The sequence below is a fragment of the Allobacillus sp. SKP2-8 genome (assembly GCF_007559355.1).
Lineage (GTDB): Bacteria > Bacillota > Bacilli > Bacillales > Alkalibacillaceae > Allobacillus > Allobacillus halotolerans.
The window spans coordinates 26,674-46,886 of the sequence record NZ_VMHF01000016.1; the positions used below are offsets into that span (position 1 = coordinate 26,674).

Genomic DNA, 20,213 nt, shown 5'->3' on the forward strand with positions numbered 1-20,213 from the left:
GTGGGTGAGTTAACACTGAAGATTGGGGAAATAACACTGAAGAAATGTGAATCAACACTGAAGGTCTAGGATTTAGCACTGAAGGTAGAGTAATTAACACTGAAGATCACACATTTAACACTGAAGATTCACAGCGTATCCAACAAAAAAAGCTATCCCATCTATTCAGATGAGATAGCTTGTTCAATACATCCATTCAATTTACTGTTGAACTAACCAATCAGCGATTTCTTCTGCATCGCCTTGTTCAACGTTTTGTGCTGGCATTGAACCTTTACCGTTTTGAATGATGTCTACGATTTCACTTGCATCGTAGTCATCTCCAACGTTTTCTAGAGATGGACCTGCTCCACCGGATAGGTCACCACCGTGGCAAGATGCACAGTTTTGCTGGTAGAGCTCTTCACCTGCGCCAGTGTCGCCACCGCCAGATGCTGATTCTTCTCCACCGCCGTCTCCGCCACCGTCATCGCCGCCACCACAGGCAGCTAAGACAAGCATTCCACCAAAGATTGCAGTGAGTAACTTTTTCTTCATGTTTGTTGACCTCCTCATTATGTTTGTTTGTATGTTTCCCTAAACATCCAAAAGTTAATCAACTTTTGAACGTAAATAGGCATCAATAAATGAATCTAACTCTCCATCCATGACGGCTTGAGTATTGCCGTTCTCAAGGTTCGTACGATGGTCTTTCACCATGTTGTACGGATGGAACACGTAAGAACGGATTTGACTGCCCCAGCCAATTTCCTTCTGTTCTCCTCGAATTTCATCCATTTCTCGTTGTTGTTTTTCAATTTCCAATTGGTATAGTTTCGATTTTAACATTTTCATCGCTTGTTCGCGGTTTTTGATTTGAGACCGTTCCGACTGGCAAGTAACAACAGTACCTGTCGGCTCGTGTGTAATCCGGACGGCTGAGTCGGATGTGTTGACGTGCTGGCCACCGGCACCACTCGAACGGTACGTATCAATGCGCAATTCCTCTGACTTCACATCAATTTCAACATCTCCGGAAAATTCCGGGACGACTTCACATGATGCGAATGAAGTATGTCTTCTGCCTGAGGAGTCAAACGGTGAGATCCGCACTAGTCGGTGTACACCTTTTTCAGCTTTTAAGTAACCATAAGCATTATGCCCTTTGATTAAGAGCGTAACACTTTTAACGCCTGCTTCATCTCCGGGTAAATAATCCATCGTATCGACTTTAAAACCTTTTTTCTCAGCATACCGCGTATACATCCGGAGTAACATCTCTGCCCAATCTTGAGACTCAGTTCCACCGGCACCCGAATGGATCTCTAAAATGGCGTTATTTTTATCGTAAGGCTCACTCAGTAAAATTTCAAGTTCGAAGCTGTCGAGCTCCTTCGAAAAATGTTGAATGCTTTCATGTAAATCATCAAAAAGCTCTTGATCATTTTCTTCTTTGATTAATTCATAGGAAACATCGAGATTTTCAAGTTCCTCTGAAAGCTTATCGAGCTCTTGAACCGTTTTTTTTAGGCCATTCATTTCATCAATCACTTGCTGGGCGTTATCTTGATCGTCCCAGAAGCCTGGTTCAGTCATTTGGATTTCTAACTCTTCAATGCGTTTACGCTTTTCAGGTAAGTCAAAGTGACCTCCTAAAGTTTTCTAAAGTCTCATTCATTTTATCGATTTTCTGTTTGATTTCTGTTAAATCCATACTTTCACCTCTGTTGATTATTGTTTCCATTTACCCGTATTATAACACGACTAAACAAAACTAAAACTGAACAATTCGTTACAGATGGTTGGATTTCCCAGCAATTCATTAAAAAATAGTGCCTTACACCTAGAGCTTTTACAACTTAAGTTTATTTTATTTACGATTCAACGCTAAATTTATGTGACTTATTGTGTGGATTTGCGGATTTGTGACCAATATTCGGAGATATGCGCCCTTTTTTCTCGTGAATTTGAGATGTTATGCGCCCTATTCAGTTTTATTTGAGAACGGTGGACCCGGATATGCGCCCGACTAGAAGACTTATGCTACCAAATTTCGGATATATGCGCCCTAACCAACGTCATCAATGATCAATCCAATTAAAGGTGAGTCATCAGCTGGATTAAGGAACATGACCAGTATGTTATGCGCCCTATTCAAGTTTATTTGAGACCAATGGATCTGGATATGCGCCCGACTAGACGACTTATGCTACCAACTTGTAGATATATGCTCCCTGTTATCCGATTTATGGGACCAAAATGAAAATATATGCTCCCAACCATAAAATCAGTGATCAATCCAAATAAAAAAAGGTTGAAAAGCTGGGAAACCAGCTTTTCAACCTTTTAGAATCTTATTATTTTCCATGACAGTGCTTATATTTCTTTCCGCTGCCACATGGACATGGTTCATTACGTCCGACTTCTTTTTTCTTGACGATCGGTTGACGTTTCTTCTTTTGATCTTGGCGTCCGCCAGCAATCGCTTCGGTACCTGTCGCAACGGCCTGACGTTGTAAGTTTTCTCGAATTTGTGCCTTCATGGCATACTTGGCGACTTCTTGTTCGATGGAAGCAATCATCTCTTCAAACATCGAGAAGCCTTCCATTTGGTATTCTTGCAATGGATCGTTCTGACCGTACGCACGTAAATGAATTCCTTGGCGCAGTTGGTCCATCTGGTCGATGTGGTCCATCCATTTACTGTCAACCGTACGGAGTAGGATGACTTTTTCGAATTCACGCATTTGATCCTCGGTCAGTTCTTCTTCACGAGCATCGTATTTCTCTTGTGTTTTTTCAATGACCCACTCAATGATCTCTTCTGGTTCTTTTCCTTTGAGATCATTAACAGAGACTTCATCCTGGTTCAACACATTCGCTTGTAAAAATTCAGCCAGTGCTTCTAGATCCCAGTTCTCATCATCTTCATCTTGCGTATAGGCATGGACATTCCGTTCGACTGTTGAACGAATCATACCTTCAATGATTTCACGCAGACTATCGGATTCAAGCACTTCTTTACGCTGCTCATAAATAATATCACGCTGTTGACGCATAACATCATCATAAGCAAGTAGCTGTTTACGCGCATCAAAGTTATTCCCTTCGACTCGCTTCTGAGCCGATTCCACTGCACGGGATACCATTTTACTTTCAATCGGTTGATCTTCTTCCAACCCGAAACGGTCCATCATCGATTTCATATTGTCTGAACCGAAACGTCGCATCAGTTCATCTTCCATGGAAAGGTAGAACTGAGAGACACCTGGATCTCCTTGACGACCCGAACGTCCACGAAGCTGGTTATCAATCCGGCGTGATTCATGTCGTTCCGTTCCGATAACGGCTAAACCACCAAGTTCTTTTACACCGTCACCTAATTTGATGTCTGTACCACGACCGGCCATGTTCGTCGCAATCGTTACAGCACCTTTTTGACCCGCTTCCAAAATGATTTCAGCTTCTTTAAAGTGGTTTTTCGCGTTCAAAATATTATGTTTAACGCCAACCTTTTTCAAGAAGTTTGAGATCAATTCAGACGTCTCAACGGCGACCGTACCAATCAAAATCGGTTGTCCTTTTTCGTGGCGCTCTTTCACTTCTCGAACGAGCGCTTGGTATTTCCCATCAACGGTTTTATAAATCAAATCCGCCCGGTCATCCCGGCGAATCGGTTCGTTCGTTGGAATAGAAACGACCTGCATATTGTAAATATTACGGAATTCCTCTTCTTCCGTTTTTGCCGTACCGGTCATCCCGGAAATTTTTTCATACATCCGGAAGAAGTTCTGGAAAGTAATCGTCGCAAGCGTCATACTTTCCTTCTGGATCGGCAAGCCTTCTTTCGCCTCGATTGCTTGGTGAAGTCCATCACTATAACGACGACCTTTCATCAAACGACCTGTAAATTGGTCGACGATGACGACTTCATTTTCCTCAACAACATAATCGGTATCTTTACGCATGACGACATGCGCTTTCAACGCTTGGTTAATATGATGCGTCAATGCGACATTATTTAAATTATAAAGGTTTTCGATATTGAAATATTGTTCAGCTTTCGTGATTCCTTGCTCTGTCAGCTGCACATTTCGTGTTTTTTCATCATACGTATAGTCTTCTTCATTTTTTAATGTCGAAGCAAACTGATCCGCTTGTAAATAATTGGACTGTGATTTTCGCTGAGACCCAGAAATGATTAATGGTGTTCGCGCTTCATCAATCAAAATCGAGTCAACCTCGTCAATGATCGCAAAATGAAGTGGACGCTGCACCATTTTTTCTTTATATAACACCATGTTATCGCGTAGATAATCAAAGCCGAATTCATTATTCGTACCATACGTAATATCTTTGGCGTATGCTTCACGCTTTTCGTCTTTTGATAAACTATTCGTATTCAAACCGACTGTCAGACCAAGCCAATTATATAGCTCACCCATCTCATTCGAGTCACGATCGGCAAGGTAGTCGTTCACCGTAATGATATGAACGCCTTTTCCTGTAATCGCATTTAAGTATGCCGGCATCGTGGAGGCCAATGTCTTACCCTCACCGGTTTTCATTTCCGCTATATCCCCTTGATGCAAAGCAATCGCACCAAGCAGCTGGACATAGAACGGACGCATGCCAAGCACACGTTTGGAAGCTTCACGCACAACCGCATACGCTTCTGGCAACAAGTCATCCAATGACTCGCCATCTTGATATCGTTTTTTAAACTCATCCGTTTTTTCCTGTAACGCATAATCAGAAAGCTGCTGCATCTGTGGTTCTAGTTCTTCTATTTGATCCGCAACTTTTTCTAGTTTTTTCAATTGGCGACTATTTCCATCACCAAATACTTTCGTCAATAATTGCTTCATATATCCTCAACCCCAAGATTAAATTTACACTTGCACAACATTAATGATAACACTAATGAAACCACCATGACAACAATCCTCACCTGCATTAACCCGTCACACTGCCGGCCAAAAATCGAAAAGCAATTGATATTTACACTAAAGAAAAAATGGTTGACTGGGGCAGTAGTCAACCATAACAAGACCATTAAGCGGATGGTTATTTGGAATTGAGGAAGGAGTAGGATTTCGGCTGAAGGATTTCTGGAGCGTTCGTTGTGGAGGTATAAACACTCAGATGGTCTTCAATGACAGATATTTTTTCATTAGACGCTGCGACAATGCGCATTAATTGTACGATGATCTCGTTCTGTTGATTAAGCTTTTTCTCGAGACGTGAACAACTGGGGCAAGGTTTGACATTGCACATCTCGTATTCCCCCCTTAATGATCTTGCTTGATTTAGTTATATCACAGGTTTATATGTAAGAAAAATCGCTAAAATGCACGCATGGTGGGGTTTCAGGACACTTTTTGTCTGGATTTTGAAATAAGTGAGCAAAAAACGATTGGAAAAATGATTTATCTACAAAATGAAAGTTTTTTAAAATTTTTTGGTGGGTGAATGGGATATGCTCCCAAGTGGTTGAAATATGCGCTCTAGGGTTGTGAAATGCCCACAGATTAGCTGTGGGATGCGCCTCGATGATGCAGATATGCTCCCTAATCAGACGGATATGAGCCTCATCGATGATATATGTTCCCTCATTTGATTGATATGTGCCCGGTTCACCGGAATATGCTCCCTAGGATAGAAAATATGTGCCCAATTTAAGAATATATGAGCCGTTCAACAACAATAAAATAAAAATAGCCTCAGTCCAGCAATCGGACCAAGGCTATTGTGTGTAATTCGATTAAGCGTTTGGCTCAATCAAGCCATAGCTTCCATCTTTACGTTTGTAAACCACATTGGTTTCTCCAGTTTCAGCACTTTCGAATACGTAGAAATTGTGTCCTAGCATATCCATTTGTAGTGCCGCTTCTTCAGAATCCATCGGTTTCAAATCAAATCGTTTTACACGAACGATATCTACTTCACTGTCATCTTCTGCTTCATCTTCATCTAATAGCAAACCACCATTGGCGTTTGCTTCTCTTTCCATTTCAGCAAATACGTATTTCGCAGCGCCTTTTTGACGGAACTTACGATTCACTTTTGTTTTGTACTTACGAATTTGTCTTTCTAATTTATCTACGACTAAATCAATTGCAGCGTATAAATCGTTATGTGCCTCCTCAGCGCGCAGAACCAAATCTGTCATTGGAATTGTCACTTCAATTCTTTGCCCATCATTATGAACACTTAAATTCACATGTACTTCAGAAGTAGGCGTTTGATCGAAATAACGCTCCAATTTGCCGATTTTCTTCTCGACGTAATCCCGAATCGCATCGGTCACCTCGATATTTTCACCACGGATATTATACTTAAACATAAGCAGGCCTCCTTTTAGTCGTATGTATATATTATTCTACCTTACCCGCTCATAATCCTCCATAAACTCGACTTTTATTTTATTCTTTTTGGTACAGGTTCATTATTTCGACAAATTTCGCGCAGAATCAAGGGTTAAGTCCTATATTAAAAAATTTATCCTGACATTCTCAAGCAAACAAAAAGCAGCATCCACTCCATGAATGCTACTGCTAAAAAATTAATTTATTTCCGTTTGTCCAAAAATGCGCCATCAGGACTTTTCATTTTGCTGTATGGGTTTGTGTACTTCATGTTTGTATCTTTTTTCTTTTTGAGTAAAATGATTTCTCGTTTGAAGCTGTCGAAATACTGATTGACCATACGATTGAGCTGTTGATCGAAGCGGAGGATCTCGTCGATCATCGCCTGATTGGCTTTTCTTTCTGCCTCACTTAGGTTCAACTCTTTCAATAGCGCATCTCGCTCGTCAGCCGTTTGTTCGACGACTTCAATAAAACGTTCATGGTCATGTTTCGCCGCCAATACCTCTACTTTTTTAATCGTTTCTTCGAGTAAAATCTTCAGCTGCGTTAATTCGTTACCCATTCATCGAAACCTGCTTTTGTTGTTTGTTCAATTTCAAGACTTCTTTCCATGTATCGCGAAACTCGCTCACCAAGCCCTCGACTTCTGAAAGGATCTCTACGTCATTTTTGATGTTGGCCTGGATTAATTGACGATTCATATAATCATACAAGGAACGCATTTGATTGGAAATTTCAACATCAGGATTCAATGTCACCATGAGTTCGCTAATGATGTTTTGCGCCTTCTGGATGTTGACGTTTTTCTGTTCGATATTTTCGTTTTCGATGCCTTTTTTGGCTAAGCGAATGAATTTCAAGCAGCCATTGTAAAGCATCATTGTCAACTCGCCAGGACTGGCGGTTTGGATGGAATTTTGCTGGTAGGCTTGATGTGGTTGTTGGTAATTCATGAAAACACTCCTACTGGATTATTATTGTTGGCCTCCGCCAAGTTGGCTCATCAATTGGGCGGATTGCTGGTTCATGCGTTGGATTGCCGTTTCCATCTGCGTAAATTGCTTATAATAACGACTTTCAACCTGCTTCAGGCGACGTTCAAAGTCCGTGATTCGCTCTTCAATTCCAAGCAATTCGCGACCCATCGTGTATGTTTGCTCTGTCCGATTGTCATTACCGGCTTTATCCGTAATACGCGAAATCATGCCGTCGAGACTATCTTCCACTCGGTTTAAAAGTCCCCGAGAGTCGTCATCTGCCGGGTTAGAAAATAATCGTCTGACGTCCTCTGCGTTGTTTTCGATTGCCCCTCTCAAGGTATCTTCATCAATAACTAACTTCCCGTTATCACGATAATTTTTAGAAGTGGTAATTCCAATATCCGCCAAGCGGTTGAAGGCACCTTCGTCATTTTGAACATCGGAATAAAAGGCTGTCCGCATTCCTCTCATTCCGCTTTGGATAATGTTATCGCTCCGCAAAAGACCGCTTTTCGCTTTTTCTTCCCAAAGCTCGATTTCATTCTCGGTCATTTCCTCTTTCTGTTCTTCCGTCAAAGGTGGAAAATCTCGATGCCGTTTCTCACCTGTTTTATCCGTTGTAAACTCGATCAGTTCATTGTATTTATCGACGAATTCGGTGATTTTATCGAACGTATTCTGTGTATCGTTTTGTACATTAATCACGGCATTATCAACCGTTTGATTAAATTGATACGTGACACCGTCTAACGTATATGAGTTTTCTTTCGATTTTAGCGAAACCCCGTTGTACGTAAATTCGGCATCTTTACCACCGATCTCTTTGCCTGTCAGATTGAGTACGTTTGTGAAAAAAGAATTGGCTGGATCATCAAAGGTGATTTCTTCTCCTCCAGGATTAAAATTACCTGAGGAAGCTCGTTCCATAAAAACTTTATCTGAGTTCGTATCATAATAAGCTCTGACAGCTCCATCAGATGCTTCGCTAATTTTTTTAAACACATCTTTCAATGAATCGGTATCGTTAATGGTTACTTCATGTTGATTGGCTTGACCATTTTCATCATATGTCTTGAATCCATATGTGCCTCCAGTGAATCCGTCAAAATGTGCAGACAACGATTCATTCGGGTTCATTCTTTCCCCATCACCAGAAATACCTGTTTCAGAGACGCGCATCGCTTTTGAAGCTAGCTGACTCACGGAAATCGAGTGTTTTCCTTCTTGCGCAGCACTTGTCGCTGAAGCCGTCACACCGAGTGCCGAAGTCGTTACTTGCTTCGACTGATAGGCTTTCGAGAACTTTAAATCTCGAAACAGGTTCTTAAACTCAGACAGTTTCGAGTTTGTTTCCCGATAAGCATCACGCTGCCACGTCAACCATTCTTGATCTTGTTGCATTTTGGTCATTGGAATTCGTTCTGCAGCCATTAAATCTTTAATGATCTGATCTGTATCCATTCCAGATGCAAGCCCACTCACACGCATCGTATTGTTGATCATATGAACACCTTCCTACACTTTCTCATCTACGATAAAGCCCATGAACTCCGCCATCGCCGCATACATATCAAGCATTTTTTTCGGCGGAATCTCTTTGATGACTTCATCGGTATTTTGATCGATGACTGATACATAATAACGGTCCAGCTTGTCATGAAGCTCAAACTTAATCGATGTGTGCATCGGCTCGACAAAATCATTCAGCCCCTTCACAAGCTTTGCCGCTTCTTCCTTCGATAACGATTTTTCATTTATTGTTTGCTGCATGTCCGGATGTTCTGGTTGCTTGACCTTCACCGATTCATGAGTTGATGCCGGTTGCTGCAAAATAGGAGAACTCTTGAGTAACGTGTCCAATTTCATCCTATTTGCTCCTCCACTATTCTTTTTAATTATATCGGATTATTGGCGTGAATGTTTAGCTTATCTATGTAGCATCTGTGGATAATTCTTCGCTCTCAAACGTAAATTAAAGAGGGTATCGTTTGAACTGTTACTTTCAGGGTATATAAATGGAATAGAAGCATTAAAAAAAACGAGGTGTTAGCATGACTAGAAGATCGAGCATTCCACGCGAAGTCGGTTTAGATCATACGAAAGATGTTCTCCGTGAAGGGTATCAATATATACCGAACCGGAAGAAAGCCTTTCAATCTAATTTTTTCGAATCACGCATACTCGGTGAAAAAACCGTTTTTATGAGTGGCGAAGAGGCTGCTGAACTTTTTTATAATACGGATTATTTTAAACGTGAAGGAGCAGCACCAAAACGAGTTCAAAAGACGTTACTCGGTGAACATGGTGTTCAAGGTCTGGATGGACCAGCGCATCGTCACCGGAAAGAAATGCTCATGAGTTTAATGTCTGAAGAACGTCTGCAAGTGTTGGACCAGACGATTGAAACATACTTAGAACAATACATCGAGAAATGGGAAAAGGAAAAAAGCATCAAACTATATGATGAAGCGGTAGAGATGATTTTCCAGATTGCCTGTGATTGGGCTGGAATTTCGCTTGAACAGCATGAAATCAGAAATCTCGCACCAAAGACAGCTGATTTGTTTGAATCGCCTGCGACTATTGGATTAAAACAGTTTAAAGGACGGAATTCAAGAATTCAACTGGAAAACTGGGCGAAAGACTTAATCGTGAAAACACGTGAAAAAGAAATTCATCCTCCAGAAGAAACCGCTTTGCATGTGATTGCTTGGCACCGTGACTTGGAAGGGAAATTGGAAGATTTAGATGCGGTTACTGATGATTTATTGAATATTATCCGCCCAATGGTTGCTATATCGATTTACGTAACCTTTACGGCTCATGCTGTGATTCATCATCCAAAAGAAGTCGAGAAATTACGCGTCAATGATGACCGAGATGCTTATAAACGATTTATTCAGGAAGTCCGTCGCTTTTATCCATTCTTTCCATTCAACGTAGCTCGTGTGAAACAAGACTTTGTTTACCGAGGACATGCTTTCAAAGAAAATGATCAAGTAATCTTTGACTTTCATGGAACAAATAACGATCCGAAGATATGGAATAACCCAGATTTATTCAAACCAGATCGATTTAAAGATTGGGACGGCAGCCCGTTTAACTTTGTTCCACAAGGTGGAGGAGATTATTTAGGCGGACATCGCTGTGCAGGTGAATGGATTACGATAAGAATGATGCAAATTTTCTTGCATTATTTTGTGGAGAAGATTGATTTTGAAGTTCCAGCGCAAGATATGAGCTATAGCTTAGTCCATCCACCGACGATGCCGAACAGTAAAATTGTGATGAAGAATGTGAGATGGAGAGATTAAAGAAAAAGCGTCCAGCCGAGAAGGCTTCGGACGCTTTTTTGTAGTTTGTAATAAAATTACTGAAGTAACTGAAGTACCCCTTGTGGTTGCTGGTTCGCTTGAGCCAACATCGCTTGAGAAGCTTGAGAAAGAATGTTGTTCTTAGTGAACTCCATCATTTCAGCAGCCATATCAACGTCACGGATACGAGATTCAGCAGCTGTTAGGTTTTCAGCAGAAGCTCCTAGGTTATTGATTGTATGGTCTAGGCGATTTTGGACTGCACCCAATTCTGAACGTTGCTTTGATACTGCTTTAATTGCATCATCAATTACACCAATTGTACTCTCAGCATCGGAGTGGGTAGAAACTTGTAAATCTGCTTTTTCCACCCCAAGACCCTCATCGCTCATATCACCTATTGTAAGAGCAATTTTTTGATCACTATTGGCACCGACTTGTAAGTTTTTATCACCTTGTGCGGATGTAGAAATAGATCCATCTAAGTCTGCCAAAGTTGCATCTTCAAGAGTAATACTTAAGCCAAAGCTATTGAAGTCGAGAGTTTTAGAAACTCCTTCTGCAGAGCCAGCATCAATTACTTGAGCGTTACCAACCTGATCAGTCGCTGTAATTTTAGTTCCATTAACAGTTAAATCAATTTTTTTACTTGCTTCCATTCCACCAATATTAAGATCAATTACTCCATCACTTCCTACAGCTAAGTCGGTGGCATTTGTGTCTAATTGAACACCAAAGCTGCCTTTTAATAGATCTTGACCATTAAATTGAGTAGTATCAGCAATTCGTTTAACTTCCTCACTTAGTTGATCTAACTCCTCTTTGATTGCAGTTCTATCAGAGGTTTCGTTGGTATCGTTTGCTGCTTGAACTGATAACTCACGCATACGCTGTAAGATAGAATGTGTTTCATTTAGAGCTCCTTCTGCTGTTTGAATCAATGAAATACCATCTTGAGCGTTCTTTTGTGCCATTTCCAAACCACGAATCTGCCCACGCATTTTTTCAGAGATTGCTAGGCCTGCAGCATCGTCACCTGCACGGTTGATTCGAAGCCCTGAAGATAGTTTTTCTAAAGATTTTTGGATGTTGTTGCTGTTGTTTGTTAGCTGGTTGTGTGTGTTCAACGCAGCAATGTTGTGATTAATACGCATAAGTAATTTCCTCCTTGAATTGTGTTTCGCCACGTCCTTGTGGCGGCTAAGTAAAATGAAACGATTGTCGGCCGACGTTTGTTTCATCTTCTACTAGATATATCGGTGGATCTTTTAGTTTGTTTACTCTTTTTTAAGATTTTTTATAAAATCTTTTGTTTCTTCATTTAGAGAAGCTTGTTGGTTTGCTTCAATAATTTGTTGATAGATTTCCGACCGATGGATATCTACATTTTGGGGAGCATCTATGCCCAGTTTGATTTGATCGCCTTCGATCGCTACAACTTTGATGGAAATATCATCACCAATTTGAATGGATTCGCCAGTTTTTCGTGTGAGTACGAGCATCTTACTCCCCTCCTTGCTTGACGGCTTGGATTGGATGTTTCGTTGTGTAGTTATCGTCGTCCAACACAATTTGCTTCGCTTGTTTCTTGGTTTGGTTAATGATCAATGGTGCTTTAAGGTTAATCGTCGATTGGTCAAATGGTTTATGTATGGTTAAGGTTGAGCGAATCAACACATCTTTTTCCGACTCAATCTCTAGTTGTTCTACGACTGAATCTTTCAAGTCGAATTGATAGTTTGGATAAATTAAAAAGGGGTCAGTTATGACGAATGCTAGATTTTGATTATTGATTGATTGCAATACTTGAAATGCTGGGTTTCCTTCAAGATCGACAATGACAAATTCCTTTTCGTCTGGAAAGCCTGGCAGGCCGTTTGCAAACTTGATAACCTTCGTTTCATCAATGATCAACTCGCCAAAATAATTTGTTTGGATTTTCATTTCTATCATCCTTTCTATGCTTGGAACTCAATTTGCAAGTCAGCTGATTGTCTGACATAAATGTCTAGGTTCCCCGGTTGGTATTCGTGGACCACTTTTTGTGGTGTTGTGTTAATCACTGGTTTCCTAGCTTGCGCTGAAACCTCCACTTCAGCTGGTGTATAGTTTGTTTTCACAGAAAAATGCGAAGGAATCCAGTCCAGTGCTGCTGGCTTCACATCAGCCATTGTTTGTTGTTTCGAAAGAGAAGCGATGACGTTCCCGCCGTTTTCGATTTTCATGAGTTGGTTGCCTTCATTCGCTTTTTGACTAATCGCTTCCATGACTGCTTGTTTTCCTTGATTAGCTGCTTTTTTCGTTGCCTCTATTGACGCGAATTTGCCCATATCTGCCCACGCTTTTGACTGATCAATCGACAGCTTGCCTGGCTTCGTCGTAATCGACACGTCCGCTCTTGGTTGTTGAATTTGCATATCGGCTTTGGGCTGTTGGATTTGTTGTGAAGCAGGTTGGGTGTTCATACCAAGTAATGCAGGCTGTGACTGAATGCTTAATCGTGGAAATTGCATCGCTTCTCCTCCTCTCGTGAAAGAAAGCTATCTGCATCAAACACAGATAGCTTATCTAGAAATCTATTAACGTAAGAAATCAAGTAATGTCGGTTGAATGACTCGTGAGCCTGCGCCAAGTGCCGCTCGGTGAACGCTTTCTGCTTGAACGAGATTCATAATGACTTTTTCCATGTCCGCATCTTCATTGGAGGATATCAAATCGGAGGTTGCCACCCGTTGCTGAGCAATCCGATTTTCCATTAGCTCTACCCGGTTCATCCGAGCTCCTAAATCTGCGCGTTCATTTACAAGTCCTTGGGTAAATCCATCGATATCTTCGACGAATCCCTCAATCGTTGCATTACTCGCATTTGGATTTTCCAATTCAGCAACAACGTCATCTAGCTTAGTGAATAAATCGGCAGGGAATGCATTCGCTGGATTCACATTTGAACGAACTTTAATTCCATCCGCTAATTCAATTTCGACATCGTTATTATTTGGATCTGCCGCATTGGTCAGTTGACCGTCTTTATCAAAACGTGCTTCCGTCGTATTCGTACCGTTAAAAATATACTTGTTATTTACTTTCGTGTTGGCGATATCGACTAAATGCTTTTTCAGCTGATCGACTTCCTTACTAATGTTGTTCCGCTGGTTTTCTTCATACGTATCGTTACTCGCTTGAATGATCAATTCACGCACACGATGAAGTGCTTGTCCAGCTTCATTCAATGCATCATCTGAATTGTCCATCCAGTTATTCACTTCGGCAATGTTGCGCTCGTATTGTTCGATTTTTCCTAAACTGTCTCGATGGCTGACTCCACGCATCGCAACGACTGGATCGTCGGAAGGGCGATTAATCTTTTTGCCAGTCGACAATTGATCCATATACTTATCAATCTGTGAATAGCTATTACTAATGTTTTTCAGCATGTTTTGACTGATCATAGATTGTGTAATTCGCATTATTCATTACCTCCCGACGACACCCATTTGGTTAATGATACGGTCGAGCATTTCATCGACGACCGTCATACTTCTTGCTGCAGCATTATACGCATGCTGGAATTGAATCAAATTCGACATTTCTTCATCCAATGAAACACCACTGACAGACTGACGATTTGCGTTCACCGAGTTCTTCAGTACTTCACTATTACTTTTCAAGCGGTTCGCTTCTTGTGCTTGAACGCCGAGCTCCCCGATTATTCCTTCATAAAATTCTTGAACCGAACGATTGTCTAAACCTGCAATCGACTGGTCCTTCACTTTTGCAAGTTTAATTGCATTGTCGCCGTTACCGGGAAAACCATCGAGAGAGGCTGCGATTTTACTCACGTCGTTCAAGATTGCATCGGATACAGCTAAGTCAGCGGCACCATTTCCGGTGAAAAAGTCACCACCAGCATTGCCGTTCAAGTCTTTTCCAAGCTCGTGTTGCGTGTTAAAGGCTTCTTTAAATGCATTAGCCATTTTATCCAAATCCGTCAGTTGTTCGCCGTAAAACTCACTTGATTCCTTTAACCCACGTAAAGAACCGACAGCTGTTAATTCAAATGTTGTCCCAGCAGCAACATTCCCGTCTTCATCCATCGTACCAACAGAAAATTCACCACCATTGACAGCTAATCCGTTCAGCTCACCATCTTTGCCAATGAGTGTCTGCTTTGTACCATCAGCGAGTGTAAACGAAATGGTTGTTTTCCCCATCGCAATGTCTTTTGCATTACCACCACTTGGCTCTGTTCCGACTTCGATATCGAGCTTTTGAGACAAGCGATCAATTAGTACATCCCGTTGATCATACAAATCATTCGGTAAGTAACCATGCGGCTCAACCTCACCGATTTGTTGGTTCAAGTCATTGATTTGACGAAGTAAGCTATTCACTTCATCGACTTCAGTTTCAAGTTGATGGTCAATTTCACCTTGAACGCCACTCAAAGTTTTATGTAAATAATTGATCGTATCAGCAACAGCAACCGCTCGCTGTGCGGCAACTTTCCTTGCTCCTTCATCTTCCGGGTTTGTCGCCACGTCTTGTAACGATGACCAGAATTGGTTCATCACTTTCGATAAGCCCTCATCGCTCGGCTCGTTCATCACATCTTCCATGCGTCGCAATGCTTCAGCTTTCGATTCCCAATAACCTGCCTTGGAATTTTCATTTCGGAATTGCAAATCTAAAAAGCTATCACGAATTCGTGTAATATCACCTGCTTTGACACCTGTCCCCATTTGACCGGGAAGCTCTGGACGATTCATCCCGCCTGCAGGCCATGGAGTTTCCGCTTCAAAATTGACCCGCTGCCGTGAGTAGCCTTCCGTATTCGCATTCGCGACGTTGTGAGAAGTGGTATGTAATGCACTTTGTTGTGTAAAAAGTGCACGTCGAGCTGTTTCCAGTCCAAAAAAAGTTGATCGCATAATGAGCGAACCTCACTTTCATTCGTTAAGCTTTCGAATCAAACACCGATTGACTCGCTTTGTTTTGTTGTACTTGCTTTTTATCATAATTCATATTTTTCTCATGCTTTGGCTTTAACAAATCGAGCGATAACTCGACAAACTGAAGCGATTGTTCCATCAGCTCACGGTTTAATTTTTCTTGATTTTTTAAATCTGCCAGCACATAGATAAATTTCTCATAGATCGCTTGAAGTTGTTCTTTTTCTTCGTTGTTTTGCAAATGGTCAATCACTTGCTGGATCGTTTGCTCTTCCGCTACTGGTGCATACGTTTGGAACCATCCACTCGTCGCGATCACTCGTTTTTCTTCCAATTGCTGAATGGCTTTGACGTGCTTCCGTTCGTCCATGAGTACTTGACGCATGCCATCGATGTCATTGTCTTTAATGAGTTGTTCTTTTCGCTTCGAAATCTCCAGCAAACTCTGATGCAGTTGATATGTTTTTTCGAGCAATTGTACTTGATTTTCAATAGACAAAGGATTGTCCTCCTTCAGACGGTTTAACGACCATTCCAAAATTCAACCATTTTTTCAGCGGTTTGTTTCGGGTCCAACTGGTAGGTGCCGTTTTGGACTTCCCGCTTCAAACTCTCGACTTTCTTTTGCCTTGCCTCGACAATCGGATTGGACTGTTGAAGCTGCTTAGCTTCCTTCGAAATTTCAACTTGGTCAGTCGCTTGGTTTTTCGACTGCGTCTGTTGTTGCTGTTGCTGTATTTGCGGTTTATAAGCATTAATTTTGGGATTGTTCAATGGATTGATTTTCATCCGGCTCACCCTTTCACGATTTACGACGTTTCTCTATCGTATTATATCGGTATGTTTCGGAATAAGTTTAATTTCAATTACGACCGCCATTTTCGGTCTTTCATTACATTATAATAGATATCATTCTTTTTTTCTTCTTTGATTTTATCAACCATCGTTGGTTCGTCGCTCGCTTGCAGGTCATGATAAAGCTCATTCTTACAAGAATCACACAGTTTTCCTTCATGGATTTGTTCTCCGCACCGCTCGCACGAGTACGTCAGATTCGGAAGATCTGCTCGATGAATGCGCCGCTCTTTGACCCATTTCCGGATTAAAGATTCGTTCACACCTGTCGCTTCAGCTACTTCATCGACCGATGCGGTACGGTTTTTCTTCTTCCGAATATATTTATACACCGTTTCAAACTGCTCTTCTTCTTCTTCATAACAGCTCCGACAAACGGTTAACGGTCCTTTCAAAAAGAGCTCGCCACACATTGGACAGTTCGCTAATTCGCCCATTCTTCATCATCCTTTTAATTATACTACGTATTATATCGGTATCTTTTCGTGAATTGAAAGAGGATTTGGTAGGAATTTTCGTGGTTGGATCAGCTTCTAACCAGAGTGAGCGACGAAACATGCTTGGCGCCAGCCTTTTTCAGCAATTGTGCAGCAAACCTTACCGTCGAACCAGTCGTGAATAAATCATCGATAATGACGATGTTTTCTGGTGGTGCTTCAGTCAGTTCGAAAGGGTTATTTGCGGAAAGTCGTTCCCACTTTGATTTTTTCGATTGTTTTTCTTGTCCAGTTCGAATCATCCCTGCAAATAATGGTTGGTCCAACAAACGCGCCAACGCTTCTGCTTGATTAAATCCACGTTCATGAAATCGGCTTTCTGCTAACGGAACGGGTAAGAGGTGACTTTCTTTCGGAAAATGCGCTTGGAAAGCTTGCTGGAAGGAGTCTTTCCAAGAGTAGACGATTTCATAATCCCCTCGATATTTAAACCGCGCCATCGTCTCTTTCATATATTCGTTGTACGTATAAACGGAAACATTTCGGTCGAGTGGATCCTTCTCCCAATGCTGCTCCCAAAACATGCAGTCGGAACAAAGCTTCTCTTCCGTTTGTTTCATGCATTTTTCGCACGTCGGTTCTTGGATTGTTTCCAGTTGCTCGTCACAAGACGTACAGAGCGTTCGTTCACGAAAATCAAACAACGTGGACCAAGTCGTGTCTTTCTCAATCGAGTGCATACAAATTTTACAGTGCATTTAGTTGGACTCCTTTTTAAATTTCTTTCCTTCTAAATTTTTCAGTTCGGTATATTGGCGCGCCTTCACCATCGCTTTCGTTTTGACACTATAAAAAAAAGTCACATCACCGTCCGGGTCATCCGCACTTCTTCCTGCACGTCCGGCAATTTGTATGAGTGCCGCTTCATCAAACACCTCATGGTCCGCACCGATGACCGCGACATCGATAGACGGAAATGTCACCCCCCGCTCGAGAATCGTCGTCGTGATCAATGCCTCATAGTGTTGATTTCGAAATTGATGAATGAGTTCCTCGCGATTTGCGCTTTCCGAGTGAACATATGGGATGCCGAGAGTTTCAGAAAGAGCATGGGCGTTTTCAATTGTAGGCACGAATAATAAAAATCGTCTTTTCGTTGATTTTCTTTCGTCTATCCAACGAGTAATTTTAGTCGGAAGTGTGCCTTGTTGTAGGTGCTGATGTAATTTGAAAACTTGCGATAGTTTCGGAAGCGGAAGTGGATGGCCGTGATAGCGTAATGGAATGGATATGGTTTGCAGCTGTTTCATTCGGGAAGCGATTTTTAAATCCAAGCGCGGGGTTGCGGTTAAGTAAATGAGTGCGTGGGAATCCTTGACGGAGCGGGCGACAGCTTTCGGGAGTGATTTGTCGTGATGGTAAGGAAACGCATCGACTTCATCGACGATCATGACATCAAATGATTTCGAATAACGAAGGAGTTGATGTGTCGTTGCGACGACTAAATGTGCGGTTACATCGACTTCTTGTGTGCCGCCATACAGAGCTGCCACTTCAATCGACGGAAAATCTCGACGCAAGCGTGGGGCGAGTTCCCGGACGACATCTGCACGTGGGGTCGCAATACAAACGCGAAAACCATTTCGAAAAGCGATCCATAAACCGCGGTACAGCATCTCCGTTTTTCCTGCGCCGCATACCGCATGGATGAGTAATTTTGATTGATTGCGGATGGCCTCCACCATGGCATCTGCCGCCTTGCTTTGCAGTTCGGTCAATTCGCCTCGCCAAATGGATGGTTGCTTGATTTTTCGTGGTTTGGCAACAGGGCCATTCCACTCATAGAGGGGTTCATTTGTACTTACTCTCCCCATTTGAATGCAATTCCGGCAATAAGTAATTGACTTGTTTGTTGGTGAATTTTGATGTGAAAAAGATTGAATGGTTTTCGTGGGGATTTTTCCGAAATGGGAAGGTTTTCGGGTATGACATCGTTGGCACTCATGATAAAGAAGCGTTTCTTTGATACCGGGATTTTCTTTTAAGTAGCCTTTCTCTAGCAAGCCTTTGAAAACAGATTCAGAGAGATTGAGTTCATTTTTCAGTAACCGTTTTCCTGAAAAACGAGGGGACCAAGGATTGATGTTCATCAATGTGCCTCCTTATTGGGATGGGGTCATGTAGCGGGGATTTCGAATGGATCAAAAGAGATTTCCTGCGAGCTTACAGGGCTCTCGCAGGATGTTCACTCTTTTCTATTTGACTTTATACCATGTAATGCCGATCGCGCCTTCACCAAGGTGAGTGCCGATCACCGGGCCGAAATAGCTGATCTCGAACTCGACATTCGGATACTTTTCAGACAGCTCGTCTCGCCATCTTTTCGCTGTATCCTCTCGTTGGGCATGAATAATAGCGGCCTTCACTTCTTCCGCATCGTCCGCCGTTTCCTTCAACAGATTTTCCATTCGTTTAAATGCTTTTTTGCTCGTGCGAATTTTTTCAAACGGAACGATTTGCTTATCTTCAAAATGGAGAAGTGGCTTCACTTGAAGCAAGCTTCCAATCATCGCTTGTGCACCTGTCAACCGGCCACCGCGTGCCAAATGACTCAAATCATCGACCATGAAATAAGCATTCATGTTTTCCTTCATCGTACGAAGCTCTTGCAAAATCTCTTCAGGCGTCTTTCCTTCCGCTGCCAGATCGGCCGCTCGCAACACATAAAATCCTTGAGCCAAAGCGCTGATTTCCGAGTCGAATGGATAGACATCGACACCCTCAATCATGCTACCGGCGGACACAGCAGCTTGATACGTCCCACTGATGCCACTGGAAAGATGGATCGAGATGACCGCGTCATGCTCCTTCGCGATTTCTTCATATTTCGTCGTAAACTCACTGACAGACGGTTGGGATGTTTTTGGCAGATCTTTCTCAGCCTTTACTTTTTCATAAAATTCCTCAGTTGTTATGTCATAAAATTCACGATAAGTATCTTGTCCAAATGTTACGCTAAGTGGCGCAACATAAATATTTTTTTCTTCTATTAAATGATCGGGTATGTATGCGGTACTATCCGTTAACACTGCCGTTTTCATCTTACGAACCTCCTTTATAGCAAATATTTTACTATACTCTTCTCATTATTGCACTGACATTTTAGAAATCGCTTACTTTGCGGGGGGGTGACGTTGGGGTTAGTGTATAAAATTGAAAAGATTGCGCTTTTGGTCGAGCGGCTCGGCACGTTCGTCGAGCGGTTCCACACGTTTGTCGAGCGGTTGCGCACGTTTGTCGAGCGGTTACACACGCTTGTCGAGCGGTT

The 20,213-nt window shown here is 42.0% G+C and carries 21 protein-coding genes; 1 reads left to right on the top strand and 20 read right to left on the bottom strand.

The genetic code is table 11. The annotated features are described in order from the left end of the window. Window positions 1-201: 201 nt before the first annotated feature. The 8 genes from cccB to flaG form a co-directional block, all read right to left on the bottom strand. Entirely contained in the window at window positions 202-537 is a 336-nt protein-coding gene (gene cccB, locus FPQ10_RS10805; RefSeq protein ID WP_144163522.1) for a cytochrome c551, read from the bottom strand. A gap of 54 nt (window positions 538-591) precedes the next feature. Next, window positions 592-1,693 (bottom strand): peptide chain release factor 2 gene (gene prfB, locus FPQ10_RS10810; RefSeq protein ID WP_144163523.1). Its coding sequence is split into 2 segments (ribosomal slippage): window positions 592-1,620 and window positions 1,622-1,693, totalling 1,101 coding nucleotides; the frame shifts between segments, so codons are not numbered across the junction. Between the two features lie 643 nt (window positions 1,694-2,336). Further along, a complete protein-coding gene (gene secA / locus FPQ10_RS10815) occupies window positions 2,337-4,847 on the bottom strand; it encodes a preprotein translocase subunit SecA (protein ID WP_144163524.1) in 2,511 nt (836 codons plus the stop codon). Window positions 4,848-5,743: 896 nt separating this feature from the next. Then, on the bottom strand, window positions 5,744-6,325 hold the full coding sequence (gene hpf / locus FPQ10_RS10820) for a ribosome hibernation-promoting factor, HPF/YfiA family (RefSeq protein ID WP_144163525.1): 582 nt from the start codon (window positions 6,323-6,325) through the stop codon (window positions 5,744-5,746). Between the two features lie 224 nt (window positions 6,326-6,549). Next, window positions 6,550-6,912 carry a flagellar protein FliT gene (gene fliT / locus FPQ10_RS10825; protein WP_144163526.1) on the bottom strand — a complete coding sequence of 121 codons (363 nt, stop codon included), beginning with the start codon at window positions 6,910-6,912 and terminating at the stop codon, window positions 6,550-6,552. Beyond that, window positions 6,905-7,303, bottom strand: a complete 399-nt coding sequence (gene fliS, locus FPQ10_RS10830) for a flagellar export chaperone FliS (RefSeq protein WP_144163527.1) — start codon at window positions 7,301-7,303, stop codon at window positions 6,905-6,907. Before fliS ends, fliT begins: the two co-directional genes overlap by 8 nt. Window positions 7,304-7,324: 21 nt before the next feature. Continuing rightward, window positions 7,325-8,833: a flagellar hook-associated protein 2 gene (locus FPQ10_RS10835; RefSeq protein ID WP_144163528.1), complete on the bottom strand. Its 1,509-nt coding sequence runs from the start codon at window positions 8,831-8,833 to the stop codon at window positions 7,325-7,327. Window positions 8,834-8,845: 12 nt separating this feature from the next. After that, window positions 8,846-9,196 (bottom strand): flagellar protein FlaG, encoded by a 351-nt coding sequence (gene flaG / locus FPQ10_RS10840; RefSeq protein ID WP_144163529.1) that lies wholly within the window; start codon window positions 9,194-9,196, stop codon window positions 8,846-8,848. A 185-nt stretch (window positions 9,197-9,381) separates the two neighbouring features. On the opposite strand from flaG, the gene FPQ10_RS10845 reads away from it, so the two are divergent. Continuing rightward, window positions 9,382-10,644, top strand: a complete 1,263-nt coding sequence (locus FPQ10_RS10845) for a cytochrome P450 (protein ID WP_144163530.1) — start codon at window positions 9,382-9,384, stop codon at window positions 10,642-10,644. 56 nt (window positions 10,645-10,700) lie between these two features. On the opposite strand, the gene FPQ10_RS10850 is transcribed toward FPQ10_RS10845, so the two are convergent. The 12 genes from FPQ10_RS10850 to FPQ10_RS10905 all read right to left on the bottom strand — a co-directional run bounded on the left by FPQ10_RS10850 (window position 10,701) and on the right by FPQ10_RS10905 (window position 19,986). Continuing rightward, a complete protein-coding gene (locus FPQ10_RS10850; protein ID WP_144163531.1) occupies window positions 10,701-11,798 on the bottom strand; it encodes a flagellin N-terminal helical domain-containing protein in 1,098 nt (365 codons plus the stop codon). 123 nt (window positions 11,799-11,921) lie between these two features. After that, window positions 11,922-12,146 carry a carbon storage regulator CsrA gene (gene csrA, locus FPQ10_RS10855; protein WP_144163532.1) on the bottom strand — a complete coding sequence of 75 codons (225 nt, stop codon included), beginning with the start codon at window positions 12,144-12,146 and terminating at the stop codon, window positions 11,922-11,924. Between the two features lies 1 nt (window position 12,147). Then, window positions 12,148-12,588 carry a flagellar assembly protein FliW gene (gene fliW / locus FPQ10_RS10860; RefSeq protein WP_144163533.1) on the bottom strand — a complete coding sequence of 147 codons (441 nt, stop codon included), beginning with the start codon at window positions 12,586-12,588 and terminating at the stop codon, window positions 12,148-12,150. Window positions 12,589-12,602: 14 nt separating this feature from the next. After that, complete coding sequence (locus FPQ10_RS10865; RefSeq protein WP_144163534.1) at window positions 12,603-13,157, bottom strand: DUF6470 family protein; 555 nt, start codon at window positions 13,155-13,157, stop codon at window positions 12,603-12,605. A 66-nt stretch (window positions 13,158-13,223) separates the two neighbouring features. Continuing rightward, complete coding sequence (gene flgL, locus FPQ10_RS10870) at window positions 13,224-14,111, bottom strand: flagellar hook-associated protein FlgL (protein WP_144163535.1); 888 nt, start codon at window positions 14,109-14,111, stop codon at window positions 13,224-13,226. A gap of 6 nt (window positions 14,112-14,117) precedes the next feature. Beyond that, window positions 14,118-15,572 carry a flagellar hook-associated protein FlgK gene (flgK, locus tag FPQ10_RS10875; protein ID WP_144163536.1) on the bottom strand — a complete coding sequence of 485 codons (1,455 nt, stop codon included), beginning with the start codon at window positions 15,570-15,572 and terminating at the stop codon, window positions 14,118-14,120. Between the two features lie 25 nt (window positions 15,573-15,597). Further along, the gene (locus tag FPQ10_RS10880) at window positions 15,598-16,092 is read right to left on the bottom strand and encodes a flagellar protein FlgN (protein ID WP_186278661.1); all 495 of its coding nucleotides are present in this window, start codon (window positions 16,090-16,092) and stop codon (window positions 15,598-15,600) included. A gap of 23 nt (window positions 16,093-16,115) precedes the next feature. After that, window positions 16,116-16,382, bottom strand: a complete 267-nt coding sequence (flgM, locus tag FPQ10_RS10885; RefSeq protein ID WP_144163538.1) for a flagellar biosynthesis anti-sigma factor FlgM — start codon at window positions 16,380-16,382, stop codon at window positions 16,116-16,118. 77 nt (window positions 16,383-16,459) lie between these two features. Further along, complete coding sequence (locus FPQ10_RS10890; protein WP_144163539.1) at window positions 16,460-16,885, bottom strand: TIGR03826 family flagellar region protein; 426 nt, start codon at window positions 16,883-16,885, stop codon at window positions 16,460-16,462. 89 nt (window positions 16,886-16,974) lie between these two features. Further along, window positions 16,975-17,643: a ComF family protein gene (locus FPQ10_RS10895; RefSeq protein ID WP_144163540.1), complete on the bottom strand. Its 669-nt coding sequence runs from the start codon at window positions 17,641-17,643 to the stop codon at window positions 16,975-16,977. Further along, window positions 17,644-19,035: an ATP-dependent helicase ComFA gene (locus tag FPQ10_RS10900; protein ID WP_144163541.1), complete on the bottom strand. Its 1,392-nt coding sequence runs from the start codon at window positions 19,033-19,035 to the stop codon at window positions 17,644-17,646. Between the two features lie 105 nt (window positions 19,036-19,140). Then, entirely contained in the window at window positions 19,141-19,986 is an 846-nt protein-coding gene (locus tag FPQ10_RS10905) for a DegV family protein (protein ID WP_144163542.1), read from the bottom strand. Window positions 19,987-20,213 lie beyond the last annotated feature (227 nt).

What these genes read in the sequence shown, in the direction of transcription:
- cccB (WP_144163522.1), bottom strand. Translation starts at nt 537, where the DNA reads ATGAAGAAAAAGTTACTCACTGCAATCTTTGGTGGAATGCTTGTCTTA.
- secA (WP_144163524.1), bottom strand. Translation starts at nt 4,847, where the DNA reads ATGAAGCAATTATTGACGAAAGTATTTGGTGATGGAAATAGTCGCCAA.
- hpf (WP_144163525.1), bottom strand. Translation starts at nt 6,325, where the DNA reads ATGTTTAAGTATAATATCCGTGGTGAAAATATCGAGGTGACCGATGCG.
- fliT (WP_144163526.1), bottom strand. Translation starts at nt 6,912, where the DNA reads ATGGGTAACGAATTAACGCAGCTGAAGATTTTACTCGAAGAAACGATT.
- fliS (WP_144163527.1), bottom strand. Translation starts at nt 7,303, where the DNA reads ATGAATTACCAACAACCACATCAAGCCTACCAGCAAAATTCCATCCAA.
- FPQ10_RS10835 (WP_144163528.1), bottom strand. Translation starts at nt 8,833, where the DNA reads ATGATCAACAATACGATGCGTGTGAGTGGGCTTGCATCTGGAATGGAT.
- flaG (WP_144163529.1), bottom strand. Translation starts at nt 9,196, where the DNA reads ATGAAATTGGACACGTTACTCAAGAGTTCTCCTATTTTGCAGCAACCG.
- FPQ10_RS10845 (WP_144163530.1), top strand. Translation starts at nt 9,382, where the DNA reads ATGACTAGAAGATCGAGCATTCCACGCGAAGTCGGTTTAGATCATACG.
- FPQ10_RS10850 (WP_144163531.1), bottom strand. Translation starts at nt 11,798, where the DNA reads ATGCGTATTAATCACAACATTGCTGCGTTGAACACACACAACCAGCTA.
- csrA (WP_144163532.1), bottom strand. Translation starts at nt 12,146, where the DNA reads ATGCTCGTACTCACACGAAAAACTGGCGAATCCATTCAAATTGGTGAT.
- fliW (WP_144163533.1), bottom strand. Translation starts at nt 12,588, where the DNA reads ATGAAAATCCAAACAAATTATTTTGGCGAGTTGATCATTGATGAAACG.
- FPQ10_RS10865 (WP_144163534.1), bottom strand. Translation starts at nt 13,157, where the DNA reads ATGCAATTTCCACGATTAAGCATTCAGTCACAGCCTGCATTACTTGGT.
- flgL (WP_144163535.1), bottom strand. Translation starts at nt 14,111, where the DNA reads ATGCGAATTACACAATCTATGATCAGTCAAAACATGCTGAAAAACATT.
- flgK (WP_144163536.1), bottom strand. Translation starts at nt 15,572, where the DNA reads ATGCGATCAACTTTTTTTGGACTGGAAACAGCTCGACGTGCACTTTTT.
- flgM (WP_144163538.1), bottom strand. Translation starts at nt 16,382, where the DNA reads ATGAAAATCAATCCATTGAACAATCCCAAAATTAATGCTTATAAACCG.
- FPQ10_RS10890 (WP_144163539.1), bottom strand. Translation starts at nt 16,885, where the DNA reads ATGGGCGAATTAGCGAACTGTCCAATGTGTGGCGAGCTCTTTTTGAAA.
- FPQ10_RS10895 (WP_144163540.1), bottom strand. Translation starts at nt 17,643, where the DNA reads ATGCACTGTAAAATTTGTATGCACTCGATTGAGAAAGACACGACTTGG.
- FPQ10_RS10900 (WP_144163541.1), bottom strand. Translation starts at nt 19,035, where the DNA reads ATGAACATCAATCCTTGGTCCCCTCGTTTTTCAGGAAAACGGTTACTG.
- FPQ10_RS10905 (WP_144163542.1), bottom strand. Translation starts at nt 19,986, where the DNA reads ATGAAAACGGCAGTGTTAACGGATAGTACCGCATACATACCCGATCAT.